18 protein-coding genes are annotated in these 18,776 nt (G+C 33.8%); 10 read left to right on the top strand and 8 right to left on the bottom strand.

Annotated elements, in window-relative coordinates:
• Positions 1–624: 624 nt before the first annotated feature.
• Positions 625–972 (top strand): DoxX family protein, encoded by a 348-nt coding sequence (locus tag CW752_RS00305; protein ID WP_101237807.1) that lies wholly within the window; start codon positions 625–627, stop codon positions 970–972.
• Between the two features lie 3 nt (positions 973–975).
• Positions 976–1,413, top strand: coding sequence for a hypothetical protein (locus tag CW752_RS00300; protein ID WP_228401548.1), 438 nt, complete (start codon positions 976–978; stop codon positions 1,411–1,413).
• A 134-nt stretch (positions 1,414–1,547) separates the two neighbouring features.
• Here CW752_RS00300 and CW752_RS00295 read toward each other — a convergent pair whose 3' ends face one another.
• Both CW752_RS00295 and CW752_RS00290 read right to left on the bottom strand, forming a co-directional pair.
• Complete coding sequence (locus CW752_RS00295) at positions 1,548–1,958, bottom strand: hypothetical protein (protein ID WP_228401546.1); 411 nt, start codon at positions 1,956–1,958, stop codon at positions 1,548–1,550.
• Between the two features lie 788 nt (positions 1,959–2,746).
• On the bottom strand, positions 2,747–4,213 hold the full coding sequence (locus tag CW752_RS00290) for a tetratricopeptide repeat protein (RefSeq protein WP_101237806.1): 1,467 nt from the start codon (positions 4,211–4,213) through the stop codon (positions 2,747–2,749).
• 706 nt (positions 4,214–4,919) lie between these two features.
• Here CW752_RS00290 and CW752_RS00285 point away from each other — a divergent pair.
• The 3 genes from CW752_RS00285 to CW752_RS00275 are packed head-to-tail and all read left to right on the top strand — an operon-like array spanning position 4,920 to position 7,708.
• Positions 4,920–5,828 carry a DUF6268 family outer membrane beta-barrel protein gene (locus tag CW752_RS00285; protein ID WP_101237805.1) on the top strand — a complete coding sequence of 303 codons (909 nt, stop codon included), beginning with the start codon at positions 4,920–4,922 and terminating at the stop codon, positions 5,826–5,828.
• Between the two features lie 60 nt (positions 5,829–5,888).
• Positions 5,889–6,956 (top strand): sensor histidine kinase, encoded by a 1,068-nt coding sequence (locus CW752_RS00280; RefSeq protein ID WP_101237804.1) that lies wholly within the window; start codon positions 5,889–5,891, stop codon positions 6,954–6,956.
• The gene (locus CW752_RS00275; protein ID WP_101237803.1) at positions 6,953–7,708 is read left to right on the top strand and encodes a LytR/AlgR family response regulator transcription factor; all 756 of its coding nucleotides are present in this window, start codon (positions 6,953–6,955) and stop codon (positions 7,706–7,708) included. Before CW752_RS00280 ends, CW752_RS00275 begins: the two co-directional genes overlap by 4 nt.
• A gap of 6 nt (positions 7,709–7,714) precedes the next feature.
• On the opposite strand, the gene CW752_RS00270 is transcribed toward CW752_RS00275, so the two are convergent.
• Positions 7,715–8,575, bottom strand: coding sequence for a helix-turn-helix domain-containing protein (locus CW752_RS00270; RefSeq protein ID WP_101237802.1), 861 nt, complete (start codon positions 8,573–8,575; stop codon positions 7,715–7,717).
• Positions 8,576–8,885: 310 nt separating this feature from the next.
• On the opposite strand from CW752_RS00270, the gene moaA reads away from it, so the two are divergent.
• The 5 genes from moaA to CW752_RS00245 all read left to right on the top strand — a co-directional run bounded on the left by moaA (position 8,886) and on the right by CW752_RS00245 (position 13,511).
• Positions 8,886–9,872 carry a GTP 3',8-cyclase MoaA gene (gene moaA / locus CW752_RS00265; RefSeq protein WP_101237801.1) on the top strand — a complete coding sequence of 329 codons (987 nt, stop codon included), beginning with the start codon at positions 8,886–8,888 and terminating at the stop codon, positions 9,870–9,872.
• Positions 9,873–9,875: 3 nt separating this feature from the next.
• Entirely contained in the window at positions 9,876–11,078 is a 1,203-nt protein-coding gene (locus CW752_RS00260; protein ID WP_101237800.1) for a molybdopterin molybdotransferase MoeA, read from the top strand.
• Positions 11,079–11,217: 139 nt separating this feature from the next.
• Positions 11,218–11,697 carry a cyclic pyranopterin monophosphate synthase MoaC gene (gene moaC / locus CW752_RS00255; RefSeq protein ID WP_101237799.1) on the top strand — a complete coding sequence of 160 codons (480 nt, stop codon included), beginning with the start codon at positions 11,218–11,220 and terminating at the stop codon, positions 11,695–11,697.
• The gene (locus CW752_RS00250) at positions 11,675–12,280 is read left to right on the top strand and encodes an NTP transferase domain-containing protein (RefSeq protein ID WP_101237798.1); all 606 of its coding nucleotides are present in this window, start codon (positions 11,675–11,677) and stop codon (positions 12,278–12,280) included. Before moaC ends, CW752_RS00250 begins: the two co-directional genes overlap by 23 nt.
• A 190-nt stretch (positions 12,281–12,470) precedes the next feature.
• Positions 12,471–13,511 (top strand): HesA/MoeB/ThiF family protein, encoded by a 1,041-nt coding sequence (locus CW752_RS00245; protein WP_101237797.1) that lies wholly within the window; start codon positions 12,471–12,473, stop codon positions 13,509–13,511.
• A gap of 482 nt (positions 13,512–13,993) precedes the next feature.
• On the opposite strand, the gene CW752_RS00240 is transcribed toward CW752_RS00245, so the two are convergent.
• Genes CW752_RS00240 through CW752_RS00220 form a run of 5 tightly spaced genes read right to left on the bottom strand, consistent with a single transcriptional unit; the run spans position 13,994 to position 18,654 of the window.
• A complete protein-coding gene (locus CW752_RS00240) occupies positions 13,994–14,911 on the bottom strand; it encodes a bestrophin family protein (protein WP_101237796.1) in 918 nt (305 codons plus the stop codon).
• A gap of 34 nt (positions 14,912–14,945) precedes the next feature.
• Positions 14,946–15,440, bottom strand: coding sequence for a molybdopterin-dependent oxidoreductase (locus tag CW752_RS00235; protein ID WP_228401544.1), 495 nt, complete (start codon positions 15,438–15,440; stop codon positions 14,946–14,948).
• A 15-nt stretch (positions 15,441–15,455) separates the two neighbouring features.
• Entirely contained in the window at positions 15,456–17,852 is a 2,397-nt protein-coding gene (locus CW752_RS00230) for an FdhF/YdeP family oxidoreductase (protein ID WP_101237794.1), read from the bottom strand.
• Positions 17,853–17,873: 21 nt separating this feature from the next.
• Positions 17,874–18,224: a DUF7009 family protein gene (locus tag CW752_RS00225; RefSeq protein WP_101237793.1), complete on the bottom strand. Its 351-nt coding sequence runs from the start codon at positions 18,222–18,224 to the stop codon at positions 17,874–17,876.
• Between the two features lie 55 nt (positions 18,225–18,279).
• Entirely contained in the window at positions 18,280–18,654 is a 375-nt protein-coding gene (locus CW752_RS00220) for a GxxExxY protein (protein WP_101237792.1), read from the bottom strand.
• Positions 18,655–18,776 lie beyond the last annotated feature (122 nt).

The following is an 18,776-nucleotide window of genomic DNA, read 5'->3' as shown; positions in this document are numbered from 1 at the left end:
AAAAAAGTATTATAAATAAAAATAAATCTTCAATTCGTGAATAAAAATTAAGCATAAATAATCATAATTAACTATTAATTAATATTTTAAATTATTAAAAAAATCACCAATGACAGATTTATATTATAATTTATAATGTCATACATAATTATTAAGATCTTACCATATTACTAATAATTAATTTTTAATAAAAAACTAATTATTAGTTAAAAAAAACTATTATTAATAATGTATTAAATATCACTTATATTAAATAAAAACAATGATTTTTAATAAATTTGTCAATTTTCACAATAAAAACAACACAGCTTTCAAAGCACATATTTTCTTTTCAAGATTCTTATTCTCAGCCGGGGTGACCTTCATCTACTGAAACGATGTATCAGATTAAACACTTTCCTACTACACCTTACTTTTGCCTTATATGAATGAGTAAGCTAGTAACACTTTAAATCAAACCTAATTGGAACTCAAATGTTATTGAAAAATTTCAAACAAGTAGATATTCTTAAATAAATGACTAAGAATATTCGGATAAAAAATAATTTCCGAAAAACTCACCATTTACAACTCATTCATTTAATGCATATTTGTTTTTAATAATAACAACATAAAAATATACAAATGGTACTAAAAATTATAAATTCTATTCTTATTCTAACAGCCGTTTTTATGGGATTTAAACAAGGAATTGCCATGTTTTCAGGAAAGCCTGCGATGACAGAGATGTTTGGAAAATGGGGCTTTGATAAAACAGGTCTCATGATTAATGGTCTTGTAACGATTCTTGCCTCTATCATGATATTATTTCCAAAAACATTTGTCTGGGGTAATTTTATAATGGCAGCCGGTATATTACTCATTATCTGTTTTCATCTTATTGATAAAGATCTAAAAGGTGTTATGATAGAACTTCCTTTCTTTTTTCTGAATCTCCTTATTATTTATTTACAACATCCACTTAAAAATTAAAATATGAAGAAATATGGCTTAATACTTCTTTTCACTATAGCCATCCCTATGATTGCTTATGAACAGAATACAGCAAAAGGTCAACATCATCAAAAGACAGTTTCAACTCAAAAACAACAAAAAATGGATACATCAAAAATTACTGACGCAATGGTAAAGGGAGCCATAGAGGCATTACAAGCAGGAAATAAGACCTGGTATACTTACTTTACAGAAAGTCCTATCATGACTGATGATGGCAATATTGTAGATTTCAAATCGTTTTTTTCAAATGCTTTGGGTAAAGAATTGTTTCTTAGTATAGATCGGGTTGAAAATAATGGAAAGGATATTTATGGAAATTTTAAAGCCGGGCAATGGGGAACATTTCCTGTGTTTTTTAAATTTCATAAAAATGCTGAAGGAAAATTTGAAAGGCTAGATATTGGGCAAGCCAAATAGTGCAATAAGAACTTCTTATTCTCAAAAGTATATTGCGCCTGTGCAAAAACAAAAAGAGAGACTACAAGTAGCCTCTCTAAAACACAGTTCGTTTGTGTTTTTATACTTAATGAAGATTGTTTTTTATTTCTTGTTTAACTTTTAAAAATTACTTTATTTGATTTTTTAAGGGTATATGCATCTTTGTCTCTAGTCAACGTATATTGTCCTTTTTTGTAGATATTAGCATTCTTGGATGGGGACTTGCTAAGGACAATACTTCCTGTAGATGACGGTAAGAAGACCTCTGCTTTGCTTTCGTCTGTACTAAGGATCACTGCTGCACCTGAGGTGTATGATTTTTTAGAGGCAACTTCTTTCAGCTGTATTTTCTCATCAAAAAGTCTCACACAATCATTCTTTACTACTGAAAATGTAAATCCTGCAGAACCTTTACATCCATGTTTATCAGAATCCGCTCCTTTTGGAGTTATCTTTTGTGCTGCAACCCCTGTAGCAAATAAAGTAACCGTCATTGCTGTAATTAAATATTTTACTTTTTTCATTCTATTTATATTAATTTTTAAAATTGAATTTTATTATTTATTGATGAGACAAACTTTTCTAAAATATTAAGAGGGGCGAATCATTTGTGTTTTTAGAATTTTTTAATGCATATTTTTAATGCCCCTCTTTTGTTTTGCAAATTTTAAAAACTTATTAAAAATAACAACTACATCATCCTACTACACATATACCACATTTGAGTTTTTTCACGATAAACAGGACTTTTACATTGAATTTTTATGTAAAAAAAATAGTAAAAATCAAAACATCTATTATTTTTTTCATAGAAGAGATAATTTCCAAACGATATTCATATTTCAATGCAAAGACAAGATGTAATTCATTATTGATAAAGGAGCTAAGAAGGCGACAAAGGTCACTGATAAAGCGATGTAGATACGCCTACCCTTAGAAAGAATCAATATAATTGATTCAGTTTTTGTTTCCACCGGGTAATAGAATACTGATAACCAGAATTAAATCAACACCATAAAAATGCTTATAAAAAAGAGAGACTATTCATTAAGATGAATAGTCTCCCTACACTAAGATTTTTAAACCACATTCCAATCATCATATGAGAAAGTATAGTAAATAAGAACGATTGGAACTGCTAAGTAACAGAAAAATTAAAGAATCAAAGAAAAATTAAAGATGCTCATATACCACACATATACATCAATCTCATTATCGTTCTTATTTTCAAATCATTATAATAAAAAACAGCCTTAAAAATCTAATTAATTGAAGATTTTTAAGGCTGTTTTTAAAGTTTTATATCTGATGATTATAAAGAATCAAAGAAGATAAAGAGCTCCTGATCGCTTGGAACATTGAGTTTCTTACGCAGACGGTGTTTTTTCTGCTGAACCGACTTATGTTGGATAAAGGTATATTCAGCAATTTCTTTCGAGGTAAAATTAAGTTTGATCATCGCACAGAACCCTAGTTCAGATGCACCTAATTTCGGATTAATTTCCAATAATTTCGGACAAAAATCGGGATAAATCTCCTGAAATCTTGTCAAAAATGTAGAATCATTCTTTTTAGCCAAATTTACCAACTCATCAAATGAGTCATTGATCTTGCTTTTCAATGAAAGAGCTTCACTTTTGAATTCATTTTTTCTTTGTCTCAATAACCTGTTATGTCTGTAAAGTAAAATAAATACGATAATTGATAAAATAACAATGAGCCCACTATAAAAATATATTTTTTTCTGAAAACCATAAGATTCTTCATCTTTATCCGTCAACATATGGTCTATTGATATATTAATTGCATCATTTTGAATATTCTCCAACGCTGTCTTTTCTTCCGCATACTTTTGCATGGCTTCCTCCTCTTTTTGAGGCTCATTAAGCATTTTATATGCTTTGGCTATGGATTGATATACGTCGGGAATATAATATAATCTATTTGTTTTATTATAATTATCAAGGGCTTTATTATAATATTCTAAAGCTGTTTTATAGTCTTTTGATTCAAAATAATAGTCTCCATAAATTAAATTAACAAATCCACTCTGAACATTCTCTTTACCTGTGTTTTCAATTCGCTCCGAAGCTCTTTGGAGGTAAATCAAAGCTGAATCTTTGTTTTTGGTATATTGTAAATGATGTTTTGCCAAAAGGGTATTCAGCAAAACTCCCTGACTGTCTACTCTTTTTCCTTTTTGGAGATAAATATAAGCAGAGTCCACTTTATTCGTTTTGCTCAAGAAGTCAGCTCTGTTTGAATATAATCTATATAAATAAAATTTTCTTTTATCAGCATCCGAGATAGTCTTCAAATAGTACATTCCTTTTGAGTTCAGATCTAATGCACTTTTATAAAGTTTGATAACACCATTCAACTGGCCATGTTCTTGATAAACTCTGGCCTGTAGAACAGGATTATTAATTGTTTTAAGTTCTTTTTCTGCCAAAGCAAGATAAGATAATCCTCTTTTATAGTTTCCTATGGTGGAAGAAATATTAGAAATATTAATGTAACAAAGAATAACTCCTTCTTTATATTTATTCTCTTCAGCCACATGAAGGTAATCCTTATTAAGGCGAACAAGGCTCTCATAATCCCCTTGAATACGCAAGGATTCTGTTTTTTTAAGCAAGATACTGTCAAAATTTTTAGGGGAAAAACGCCCCTGGCCATAAACTAAACCGGCATTCAAAAAAAGACAGGAAAACAGGAATAATAAGAAATTATTACTTGAAATGTGTACTCTGTTTACTTTATTTTCAGGTGGGAACATGATTTGTTTTTTTTAATAAAATAGTTACTACTAAAGCTTTAATCATTTACGATTAATTATAATTGTTTGATTGTTAATAAATTCGATTAGATAACATTTAAATATTGCATTACAAATAACATTCCAATCCAATTCGATAATAGTTTTATAGATATATATCTATAATTATAAACGGTACAATACGAGTAGTTTGTATTTATACTGGCTCATATAAACGAATCTTTTATATTTACATAAATTTTTAATATTATTCTCGTAATTATGATTTAATTATTTCACATCCTAAAGATAAAGTAATATGAGCTCAAACCTTAATTTTTCACTATTTATTGAATATTTAAGATAAATAGTGATTATAAAAGAAGTAGGTATTGATTATAACACTACGGAATTAGAAATTATACAACTAAAAAAGAGGAATTATCTGCTTTGCGAAGGGGAAACACATGTTCTCCAGATTGCTTCTTCAAACAATGAACATATAAATACATCTCAAGTTTTTCATTCTAACACTTGATTCATTAATCGGAGGTTATTTCCTTCTCCTTTATCACATAGATCAATAACTTTGAGTGTAATAGGTAAAAATTCATTCCTGAAATAATGCAATTCATCCTTAGAATAATCAACTCCATCATTTAACCAATTAAATATCATTTAGTTACAAAATTATTAAAGTTTCTTTGTGCTTTCAAATGAGAAAGTAATGAGAAAAAAATGGATTTTAATAGCTGCACTGGTACAGGCAGTTCACACTTTTGCACAAATAGAGTTACGATCAGAATATTTGCCGAAGCAAAAGTATATTAATGATAATGGCGATAAAACAGAAGGTAAAAGCTCTGTAATAACAACAACTTTGAATGCTATGATTCCTGTAAATGTAAAGCCTACGGCTTATCCACAACCTCGAGTGTGGGCTGCTACACTCAATGCATCCTACACTTCGTTTGATAATGACGGCGTAGCTGCAGAAGTCCTTCCAAAAGAAATAGGTTCTGCAGATCTGGGAGTGTTATATATGAGCCCTATACATGAAAAATTAATGTTTATAGGAGGTGTATCAGCAGGCGTATACTCTACTCATACCAACCTTAAAAAACTGGAAGCGGATAACATCATTGTCAATATGTATTCATCATTTATATGGCAGATCCGACCTAAAATAAAAATCGGAGTAGCTCTCGTCGGTAATAATGCTTTTGACAAACCTATGCTGATACCTATGCCCTACTTTCAATACCATAGCGAGAAAAAACGTGGAATGGAATATCATGCAGAACTGAGTTATACCCCTAAATTTTCTGTGGGATACAGATTCAATAATGAGTTTGCGTTACGCATCGTGAACCGACCTAAATTTTTCTTCTCCACTGCCAAAATTGATGGTCAAAAAAAATATTTTGATCACCACTATGTAAGCCTGGGTTTAGAACCTGAGTATAAAATAAATAATTGGATTGTTAGTGGTACCTTTGGTGCTAATTTTGGACGTACCGACCGATATAGGGATAGAGAACCTTCCCAGTTTTTGAAATGGGGAAATGCTACTTTTGACCCTTCATTTTATGTTTCTGCAGGGATTAAGTATAACTTTGCAGGAAAACGAAAATAATCACGAACTCATATCAATGATAAACATACATTTTAATAAAAATCTTATATAAAACGACGTATGGATTTTTCTGAAATTTTCCGGGATCAGGAAAAGAAGACTAAGAGATATGTGCTCATTCTCTATTATTTTATTGTCACTGCTATTTATACAGTATATCAGATATTTTTCTTCAATACCATTATGAACAGCAGTATTTTATCTAAAGTCAGTCTTTGGGATAATTTTCTGTTACAATTTGTATTGATCTACCCTATTGTATTGGTGATGACTTTTTTGGATTACCTTCTGATCAAATTGATCAACCAGATCACTCCCATGCACACCAGTATGTACAGACATGCCTCATCTTTATTTGTGAGTAATATTTTGCTGTGTATCCTGTTGTATTTTGCATTCAATTTTATGGTTACAGAGATATTCGATGTAGGAATTAAGCAATCTCTTTCGTATAAAACCGGTCTTATTCTTAATATTACAGCCAATTTACCCATCCTTCTGGTTCTGGATTTACTATTTTATTTCCAGGCAGAACGTAATGCCATTAAAGTTTCCGAAAAATCAAAGAGGGATATGCTAATGTATCAGTACAATGCGTTAAGAGCACAAGTAAATCCTCATTTTCTATTCAATTCACTGAATGTGCTATCTTCTCTTATCTATGAAAATCAGGATCAAGCCAATAAATATACAAAAGCGTTATCACAGGTATACAGACAGGTTTTGTCTGTCAGTAAAAAGCCATTAAACACCTTGAAAGAGGAAATGCACTTTTTCCGGCAGTATCTCTTCTTAATGGAAATAAGATTTGAAAATGGATTTAAAATTGATATAGCCCCCATAGAAGAATGGGAACACCATAAACTGGTCGCATTCAGTTTTCAGCTTCTTCTTGAAAATGCGTTCAAACATAATATAAGTTCAGCAGCCGATCCTTTACTTATTTATATTTCTGTTGATGAAAACGGAGTATCTTTCCGAAACAAAATATCTTTGCGTAATGATATTACACGAGGAGAAGGAATAGGTCTTTCTTTTCTGAATACTCAATATGACCGTTATCACAAGAAACTTAAAATAGAAGAAATTAACGATCAGTTTATTGTAACAATACCTTTCATAGAATGAAAAAATATTTAATTGTTGAGGATGAACGTCTGGCTTTTTCTGAACTAAAACGAATGATGGACAAACTTCGTCCGGATTATACTTTATTGGAAAGGACTCAAAGTGTTTTAGAATCTGTAGAATTTCTGCAGGAGAATAAGCCGGACTTTATTCTAATGGATATCAGCCTGTCTGACGGCAGCTGTTTTGAAATATTTAATCATATCAAGGTGGAAGTTCCCATTATCTTTACTACAGCCTATGATGAATACGCCATTCAGGCTTTCAAGGTTAATAGCATTGATTACCTTCTGAAACCTATTTCAGAAGAGGACTTGGAACGTGCTATTATCAAACTGGAAGATTTACATTTTGATAAGGAACGGGAAGCCATAGGAATCCGTATGGTGGAAGATTCCTTAATGAAAAAAATTAAAAACCGTTTTCTGGTACACTCCAGAGAAGGTTATCTGTATGTAGAATCCAGAAATATTGCCTACTTCTATAGTGAAGAAAAAGTAGTCATGCTTCATCCCTTTGATGATAAAAGATATATTGTTAATTATACTTTGGACCAGCTAGAAAATCAGTTGCCAAAAGACCTGTTTTTCAGAGTTTCCCGCAATTGTATTGCCAATTTAAAAGCCATTAAAGGAATTAAGAAAGTAGCCAACAGTCGACTCGCCATTGAATTTGAACCTCAATGCCCACATGAAATCATTGTAAGCCGGGTACGTGTTCAGCACTTTCTTGAGTGGCTGAATGATGATTAAAGTGTATTATTCTAAGCTGGAATCTTCCAACTTCTTTCTGTAGTTCTTGGGAGTTAATCCTGCTTTTATTCTGAAAAGATAAGAAAAATGAGAGAAGTTCTGAAATCCCAGTTCAAAGGCAATTTCTTTAATGGATTTATCGGAACTATGGAGTAAATTTTTAGCTTCAAGAATAACCCTCTCTTTAATAAATTCCAAAGGTGAAATTTGATATTGCTTTCTACATATTACGCCAAGATAATTAGGGGTAATGCATAATTCCTTGGCATAAAAAGCTACATTTTTTTGGGTTTTAAAATTCTTGTCAACCAACATATGAAAACGAAAGGCAAGGTTATCCGGAGTATTCAGCGCTTTGTTACCATAGGCATGTTCAACCCATAAATTGATAATCAAAGCTAAAAGCCTCACCCTTGCATTAATTAGCTCAGGAAAAACAGTATCTGCAACAATCTCTTTTCTGATTGCATTAAATTCAACACTGAACCGATGATATGTTTCATCGTCGGGATTAATCATTTCAAACTTACTGTAAGAAGAAAATGTATATTTTAGTGTAGGAGAAAATGTTTTTAAAACAGAATCATTGATAATAAGCCTTCTTCCGACCGTATCAGGAGGCAAATCCCATTTATATTCTCTTTTCGGAAGGTGGATGAATAATTGTTGCCCCTTTAAATCATATTTACCCAGACCGGTAGTACATTTTCCTCGCTCACATTCATCTAATAAAATAATAGTAAAAGAATTTTCCGGAAAAAAGTTGAGTGATTCTGCATTGATTTCATCCTGAAAAACAACGTCTATTCCTTTATTATAAACCTCTTCCACAGAGTTTTTATTGATCAATGTTTTATCTATTACCATATATTTTTTAGTACAAGTCCACTATATCTCAAACTAATTTATGAAATATCTATAATAATTTGCTCGTGCAAAGATACATTCTCTCTACTTCCTACGAATATCAGAAACCGTGACAGGAATATCATCTTTTAATACAATTAACGATAGATTATACTCTCAAAAAAATAAAAACATATTGAAATAACCAATCTTTACCACTCATTTTCAATGTCTTATAACTCAATTCAACCGATTTAATTTCAATATAGAGATTTTTAGTATGTCGTTAAAACAATAAGTATATTTGTATAAGGTTCATTACCCTTTAAACATGTTAAAAGACAAATTCGGAAGACATATTAATTATTTAAGACTGGCAGTTGTAGACCGCTGCAACCTCCGTTGTACCTACTGTATGCCGGAAAATGGTCTTACATGGATTAAGCAACATGAATTGATGACCGATGAGGAAATGCTTAGAATATGTTCTGTCTTTACCGATTTAGGTATTGATAAAATCAGAATAACCGGAGGCGAGCCTTTCGTAAGAAAAAATTGTATTGACCTTATTGAAAAGATATCAAAACTTGAAGGACTTACCGATCTAAGTTTGACAACCAATGGACTTCTTACTGGACAATACTTACCACAACTTAAAGAATTTGGGGTAAAATCTGTCAACCTCAGCCTTGATACTTTAAATGAAGACCGTTTCTTTACGATCACCCGTCGGAAAAGCTTTGATAAAGTCATGAAAACATTAGACGGCTTACTGAAATATCATTTCAAAGTAAAAATTAATACTGTTGTGATGGAAAATCAGAATATCGAGGATATTGTTCCTTTGGTTGGGCTGACAAAAGAATTGCCGGTTGACGTACGCTTCATTGAAGAAATGCCATTTAACGGAAATGATACAAACATTTCATTGAAATGGAATTATCCGCAGATCTACAAGTATATTCAGGAACACTTCCCTACCATAGAAAAAATAGCTGATCCTAAAAGCTCCACTGCTTATCACTATAAAATACCGGGATTCAAGGGAGATGTTGGCATTATTGCCGCTTATACCCGTTCATTTTGCGGAGACTGTAACAGAATCCGGATTACTCCTTCCGGTATACTGAGAACCTGTTTGTATGAAGGAGGCGGTATTAATTTAAAAGATGAAATCAGGTCGGGAAAAACAGATCAGGAACTTAAAGAGATCATCATCAACAGTATAGATAAAAAACCAAAAGACGGATGGGAAGCCGAAAAACTGACACTTACAGATTCTTCAATTCATCAGTCAATGGCTACAATAGGAGGATAAATTATGGAAATGATAACCGTACAACAGGCAGAAGATATTATACTTTCCCAAACTCAGGATTTTGGCAGAGAAACAATTCCCTACACTAATGCATTAGGAAGAGTGTTGGCAGAAGATCTTAGTGCTGATCGTGATTTACCACCTTTTGACAGGCCTACAGTAGATGGCATTGCCATTTGCTATGATGGTTATGAAAAAGGGAATCGTGCTTTTACTATTAAAGCCATACAATCTGCAGGAGAAAGCTCCCTATCTGTTGATTCGGAGACTGAGTGTATTGAAATCATGACCGGAGCAGCGCTCGACTCTTCAGTAGACACGGTTATTCGCTATGAAGATATCTTAATAGATAATGGAATTGCAACAATTAATATAGCCATTAAAAAAGGACAAAATATTCATCTTAAAGGAAGGGATAAAAAAGAAGGTGAGGTTTTAGTAAAAGCTCATCAGGTAATTACTCCTGCCATTACCGGTATTGCTTCATCTATTGGGAAAACAACGATATCTGTAAAAAAATTACCTAAAGTTGTTGTTATTTCTACGGGAGACGAAATGGTAAGTGCAGAATCTGTTCCCAGCCCGTTTCAATTGAGACGTTCAAACGGAATCACCATACAATCTGTTTTAAAAAAATATGGCATTCAGGCGGATGCTATCCATCTTAACGATGATTATGATGAAATCAGACAGAAAGTTTCCCAATGCATGAAGGAATATGATGTTCTTTTGATGAGTGGTGGTGTTTCTATGGGAAAATTTGATTATTTACCTAAAGTTTGCGAAGACATTGGAGTAGAAAAACTTTTTCACAAAATAAAGCAAAGACCCGGGAAACCTTTCTGGTTTGGTAAAACTCAAGATCAGAAACCGGTTTTTGCCTTTCCGGGAAATCCTGTTTCTGTATTTATGTGTCTGCACCGGTATTTTATTCCCTGGCTTGAAAAATCATTAGCCATTATTGACAATACACCGCAGTTTGCCGTTTTACAAAACGATATTGATTTTCCTTATCCTCTTCAATATTTTGCACAAGTAAAGCTTAATGTTAATCATTTGGGACAACTCATTGCAGAATCAGTAAATACAAACGGTTCCGGAGATTTTTCTCATTTGGCTGATACAAATGCTTTTATAGAGCTCCCTTTAGAACAAAATAGTTTCAGAAAAGGTGAAGTTTATAAAATATGGAGCTATAATTTTTAATAAATAACGTTATAAATTCACAGAAAACAAATCGTGCACTGGTGGCAAAAACAGGACAATCTTGTTGCTCATAGTTTTTAAAAATAATGCCAAGAATTCACGAATAAAAACTTTGTGTTTTTGATTAAAAAGATAGAATATGTCAGAATTTACCCATCTTAATAAAAACGGAGAACCTGCCATTGTAGATGTCGGCCACAAAAAAACTACCGCAAGAAAAGCTACTGCACAAGCTATTATTTCTTTGCCTGATTCTGTTTTAAAAGCATTACAACAAGACGATTTCAATACAAAAAAGGGTTCCGTTTTTCAGATTGCCATTATCGCCGGAATTATGGGAGCTAAAAAAACGAGCGAACTCATCCCGCTTTGTCATCCCATTGGGCTTGATAATTGTAATTTGCATATACAATTGAATGATAACAATGAAATTGTGATTGAATGTACAACAAGCATCGAAGCAAAAACCGGAGTAGAAATGGAAGCTCTTACCGGAGCGTCTGTTGCTGCCCTGACGATTTATGACATGTGTAAAGCTTTGAGCCATGATATTGTCATTAAAGAGATTAAATTAATAGAAAAATCCGGAGGTAAAAATGATTTCACAAGAACAGAATAAAATTCCGGCTATCAACGGCCTCGTCCTTGCCGGGGGAAAAAGCAGAAGAATGGGAACCGCCAAAGATCTTCTAAACTGGCATGGGAAAGAACAACGTTATTTTGCTGCTGATCTGCTGGCTTCATTTTGTGATGAAGTCTTTATTTCCTGCAGACAGGATCAACTGGAAAATTTTAACCCTCATTATCAATTCCTTACCGACACATTCCTGAATATGGGGCCTTTTGGAGGAATTCTTTCCGCATTGCGGGCTCAAAGAGATAAGGCATGGCTAGTTATTGCCTGCGATCTGCCCTTGCTAGACAAAAAATCATTAGACTTTTTAATACAATCCAGGGATCCGGAAAAAGCTGCAACTACTTATGAAAGTCCTTTTGACGGATTACCTGAACCATTGATTACCATTTGGGAACCGAAAAGCTATCCTCTACTTCTGAATTTTTTAGGAATAGGGAATACTTGCCCAAGAAAGGTTTTGATGAATAGTGATACTCTTATTCTCAAACCTGATAACCCACATGCTTTGATGAATGTAAACACTCCGGAAGAAGCTGTCAAAGCCCAGGAAAGATTGAAAAAATAATCTGATAAATAGATTAATTGGGAAATCTAGAAATTTAAAAAGTTTAATTTCACGCAGATCGCACTGATTTCGCAGATTTTTAAACTTAAAAAACATTATTATAAATTCAGATTCCCGATGATAATAATGTAACGAATGCACGAATAAAATCCTAGAATATTAGAACATAATATTGTTAAAAATATAAATTATGACTGATTCATTTGAACGTTATCAGTGTCAGATGGCTTTACCCGGATTCGGTATTTCTTCACAGGAATTGCTAAAAAATGCCAAAGTTCTGATTGTAGGCATGGGCGGACTTGGATGTCCCGCTGCACAATATCTTGCGTCCTCCGGGGTGGGAACCATTGGCCTTGTAGATGATGATGTAGTTTCTTTAAGTAATCTCCACCGTCAGATTTTGTATACTCCTGATGATATCGGCGCCTATAAAGTAGATATTGCCACTCAAAAACTGAAGTTACAGAATCCTTCGATTTCTATTGTTGCTTATAAAATGAGGGCTTCCTCTTCTAATATTATGAATTTGATTGCAGAATTTGACCTCATCATTGAAGGAACGGATAATTTTGAGACCAAATGTTTGTTGAATGATGCCTGTGTATTAGCCGAAAAGCCTTTGGTTTATGGTGCTATTTATCAATATGAGGGCCAGGTAAGCATATGGAATGTTTTACAAAAAGACGGTACCTATTCACCAAATTACCGCGATGTTTTTCCTAATGCAGAAGAATCACAGGTTCCTAATTGCAGAGAAGGTGGCGTTATTCCAACTCTGGCGGGTATTGTAGGCTGTATGCAAGCGAATGAAGCCATCAAATATTTAACCCGATCAGAAGATATTTTAGCCGGAAAATTGTGGCTGATGAATGTAATGAATGGCAAAACGCAAATCATCAAATTAAAAAAAAGCGCCACCAGAATTACAGCTTTACCTCACACGATACAACTTATTACATTTGAACAATTTTTACAAAACAAAAATGATTTCGAAGTTATAGATGTACGTACAGAACAGGAGCATCATACTTTCAATATCGGAGGAAAAAATATGCCTTTGGAAACACTGGAGACTCATTATGACAGCATATCTTCTGTACACTCTCCTATTATTGTATATTGCCAATCTGGAAAACGCAGCCTGGAAGCAGCCAGAAAAATAATAAAAGTATTTCCTGAAAAAGAAGTGTTTTCTTTAAAAGGCGGAATACATCAACTGTCTCAATAAATAAAAGTTATGGTAATTATATACAATTTTACACTAACCCAAATGTTTTATTATTTTGACCTTGCCATTCTGAATACAACGAAGTGAGATGAAGAATCTAAGCCAAATATGAGATTCTTCCTTCGTCAGAATGACAATGGTGTAAAATTGTATATAGACTCCAAAGCTATTTAACTTTACAAAACCACAAAAGTCACAAAATATTCATTCTAAAACAATCTAGTTCGCCTAAATAAGTTTAAAATGATTCCGCTAAAAAGTTCACATAAGGTAAAAATCAAAGATTTTCACAAAACTCAGGTGTACTTATTATGCATAAAGACTGGCTTTTTAGAACCGGGAAATCTCCGTACATCCGCAAGGATTTTAATATCAAACGAATTCAACATTTCAATAAAATATTCCCATTGATGAACCGAATGTCCAATGGTATAAATAACAGGTGATTCAGACATCTTTATTGTATTTATTCAGAATAAATATCAATCTATAATATTCCTATCTGTTTTTTGAGATGTTGTGATCTGTTCTCCACCCATTTCATGAATAGTTTCATTGATCATTACACACATACTGTTAAGGGCAAGGTCATTCGCTTCTGTTCCGAAAGGCTCTTCAATTTCATCTGCTATTGCCTCAAATGCTACGAATGTATACGCTACAAAAACAACAATAAGCGGAGTAAACCACCTCAAAGAGTCTACCAGACCGAAAGGTAGCAAAAAGCAGTAAATATATACTGTACGATGTAGTAAAACCCGATAGCTGTAAGGAATGGGTGTAGAAACTATTCTTTCACATCCTCCTACAATATCAGAAAGTTTATCAAAATTCTCATCAAAACGTGCTTGTTGAATAGAGTCTATACAACCTTTAGCTTTTGCCTGTTGTACCCATTCTGCCAGTAGTCGCATAATAACAGCAGGTTTATATTTTGAGGCAATAACGATTCTCAATTGGTCTTCGGTAAGCTTATTTTTTAAATCTTCGTAAGCATCTGTGCCTCTAAGCTGATGTTTTAAAGCAAAAATAAAGGCTCCCAATAATTCTATAAATTCAGAAACAGAAACATTAGTTTCGTTTATGTTTTTCAAAGTAAGGGCCTGACGGGTTAACGAGCGTGCCGTATTCAATAAAGCACCCCATAATTTTCGCCCTTCCCAAAATCTGTCATAGCTTGCATTATTCCGGAATCCTAAAAACAAAGCCAACACGAATCCGAACAACGTTAACGGAGCCGGATTAAGCGGGACTTTAAAGGAAAAAATTACCCCTCGCAGGTACACTACTCCCAACGATAAAATAAAAAGTAAAAAAAGACGAGGCAACAGCCCCGGTAATACGGAACCGTTCCATACAAAAAGCATTTTGAACCAATGTTCCTTCTTTCTTATAATCATACAGTTTTTTCGTAAAAACCCTTAATTTAAAAAATTATTTTTTAATCTGCCCTATTGATAAGGATTCTAATTGATAGGAGCTACGTGCAGGCTTTTTCTCTCCTTCGGCAATAAGACGCAGTGGTCCTTTTGTTTCAGGTAATGGCTTTCCGTCTACTGTATCTGCAACAATCACATTTTTATCCGCAATGGACGCATCCAGTTCGGCCAATGAAAATAATACCTGGTACCCATCTGTACACTTTGCCAGCAGATATTTTGAAATATTTTCACCATGAAGCTCTTTCCCGGAAGGAGCTCCTGCCTTTGCCAGAATATCCGATACGGAAACTCCTTTATAAATATGAATGCTTCCGTCCTTATCTTTTAATGAGGCTTCTTTTCTGGGCATTTTTGATAAATCGCTCAGGCTCAACTCCAGAGGCCGGGAAACTTCTCCAATTACTTTAAGTCTGAAATCGGACTGGCAAAACATCCAACCCGAAGTAAGCAATAAAATCAACGGCAAGATTTTCTTCAGTATAATCATATTAAATATCAATCATTATGGTTTTTGAATAGCTCCCTGATAAAGCATATTATCTACTTTTTTATATACTTCCGGATCATGTTTTTTAATTTTAATTTTAACATATTTCGAAGCAGGCATGTTGCTTTCCTTTACTACGTTATTTACAGAAACCAGAACATTGGTCTCAGGAAAATAGGTCACTGTATTTTTTTCAGGGATCTGATAAGAAACAATGATAAATAAAGGAGCAATTCTCTCAATTCCGTCATCATAATTGTACAGATCTACTCTATCTCCGGCTTTAAATCCTGCTTTATCGATATCATTTTGATTCATAAAAATTACACGTCGTTCATTTTTAATACCGCGATATCTATCGTCTAATCCGTAGATTGTGGTATTAAATTGATCATGCGTACGTGTGGTTGCCATCATATACTCATCGGAAGCCAATGTATTATCCGGTATTTCCGTTAAAGTAAACGGAGCACGCCCTCCCAGCTCTTTAGAAAAGCTTTGCTCATCTCTTGCGGCATTTGGAAGGTAGAATCCTCCTTTTTCTCTTACACGGATATTATAATTTGTAAATCCCGGAATACATTGCTCAATATCATCCCTTACGGCATCATAGCTGTCGTGAAAACGCTGCCAATCCACTACAGATCGGTCTCCTAAGGTAGCCATAGCCATGCGGCATACAATCTGGGTTTCATTGATCAGGTTATCAGATACGGCATCCAACATTCCTTTTGAGCTTTGAACGACTCCCATAGAGTTTTCCGTACTGATGATCTGTATTTCTCCATTTACAATATCCTTATCACTTCTTCCATAAGTTGGGAGGATCAAAGCTTCTTTTCCATGAACAAGATGTCCTCTGTTCAATTTTGTTGAAACACATACCAGAAGATTAAGTTTTCTCAATGCATTTGCGGTATACGTTGTATCCGGTGTTGCAGAAAGGAAATTTCCTCCCATGCAGAACATTACTTTTATTTTTTCTTCATGGATTGCTTTTATAGCTCTTACTACATCGTATCCATGTTTACGGGGAACTTTGAAACCATAGAAATTTTCAAGACGATCAAGTTGTTCATCTGTAGGTTTTTCATCAATCATCATGGTACGGTTACCTTGTACGTTACTATGACCACGAACAGGACAAACCCCTGCTCCAGGCTTTCCTATACTTCCTTTAAGCAAAAGAATATTAAGAATCTCACGAATCATATCTACGCCATTAGGCTGTTGGGTAAGCCCCATTCCCCAGCTTACAATAATCTTTTTCTTGAAGGCGATCATTTCAGCAGCCTGATACAAAGCTTCTCCGGATACTCCTGAAAGCTCGGCAAGCTCATCCAGTTTATATTGATCAAATTGCTTCATAAAGTCTTCGTATCCTATTGTTTTATCTTTAATAAAGTCTTCATCAAAAACTTTACCCGGATTTTTCTTTTCAAATTCTATTAACAGAAGTTCAAGCGCCTTTAGCAAAGCCATATCTCCGTTGATTTTCACAGGTAAATAAAGATCTGCAAGCTGTACTCCTCCTGTAAGGATTTCTTTTACACTCTGCGGGTTAATAAATCCCATTAATCCTGCTTCAGGTAATGGATTAATCGCAATGATTTTAGCACCATTCTTTTTTCCTTTTGCCAAAGCACTCATCATTCTTGGAGCATTGGTTCCAGGATTTTGACCTATAATAACAATAACTTCAGCTTCATAAAAATCCTCCAATGTCACCGTTCCTTTACCAATCCCTATTGTAGGACGTAAAGCAGATCCTGAAGTTTCATGACACATATTGGAACAATCCGGCATATTATTGGTTCCGAACTCTTTTGCAAATAGTTGATACACAAAGGATGCTTCGTTACTTGTTCTTCCTGAAGTATAGAAAGCTGCTTCGTCGGGAGATTCTAAGGCATTAAAATGTTCAGCTATTTTTTTGAAAGCCTTATCCCAACTAATGGGTTCGTAATGGGTTGCCCCCGGGGCCAGATACATAGGATCGGTAAGACGTCCCATTTTGCCAATTTGATAATCATCTAATTTAGCAAGGTCATATACAGAGTTTTGTTTAAAAAATTCCGGAGTAACTCTTTTTGTTGTAGCTTCTTCAGCAAGAGCTTTTGCTCCGTTCTCACAATATTCACCCAACACAGAACGTTCATCATCAGGGTCAGGCCATGCACAACTGGGACAGTCGAAACCACCCATTTGATTCATTTTGAATAATGCCCTCATTCCACGGACAGGTGTTTTTTCTTCAAATAAATCACTAAAAGCTGCCATTACAGCAGGTACCCCCGCGGCGGCTTTTTCTACATGGGTAAGTTTAAGATCCAATAAAGTAAAGGGATTCTCAGCATTAGGTTCTCTGCTGATTTCTTCTTCTACTCTTTTGTTTTTGTTATTTTCTTCCATAACCTTCTATTTTGTAAGTGATCAACAGGTAAGATTGGGATTCGGGTAATTATCACTTTGGTCTTCCAAAGTATTGTCTATACACACAAAATCTTTCTCTACCAATAGTTTTACTAATCCTGACTGGCCATCGAAGCCTACAATATCCGTAGACACAAGCTCTTCAACCATTCTTTCAGGCATTTTCATTACCATCTTATTTTCAATAAATACAGCAGACAATTCTTCATCATCTGTTTTCTCTATGACATAGATAAATGGTCGGTCTACAAATTCTGTAGAGCTCGAAACAATTCCGTTTTTTCCTAATTCTGAAATTTCTGATTGGGTTAAACGAAATCTTACTGAGTTATCTTTTATTCTTATTTTCATTAGTTTCTTTCTTTTGCCACGAATGCACGAATAATTTCAAATGCATGCTGGTTATTTATAATAGTATTCGTTTGTAATCTAATTTTAACTCTCCAAAATTGACTATCAGTGCTAATTTATTTTCGGATACTTTTAAATAATTTATTGCTTGTGCTATATGTTCATCCGCTATATCCGATCTGCTTTTTACTTCTAGTATTATCTTATCAAACACCACAAAATCAGCATAAAACTTATGTGGAAGTACAGTTCCCTTATAATGAATGAGATATTCTTTCTCTCTTTCATATAAAATATTAGCGTGCCTCATTTCGTATTCCAAGGCATCTTTATAAACAATCTCTGAAAATCCCGAACCTAAATTATTATGCACTTCCATGCATATACCGATTATAGCATAGGATTCTTGCTTATAAACTAAATTTGTCATTCATCATTTTGTTTTTATCTCCACTCAATACAGACTTTTTTATTCGTGTATTCTAAGACATGTGCAAATTATATCTTGTTAAATTTACAAAAGGTTCCTCTCTTTTTACCACTGCGAAGATT

This window comes from Chryseobacterium sp. PMSZPI, assembly GCF_002835665.1.
Taxonomy (GTDB): Bacteria; Bacteroidota; Bacteroidia; order Flavobacteriales; family Weeksellaceae; genus Chryseobacterium.
Note: the sequence above shows the minus strand (reverse complement) of the source record. Positions and strands in the feature narration are given on the sequence as shown.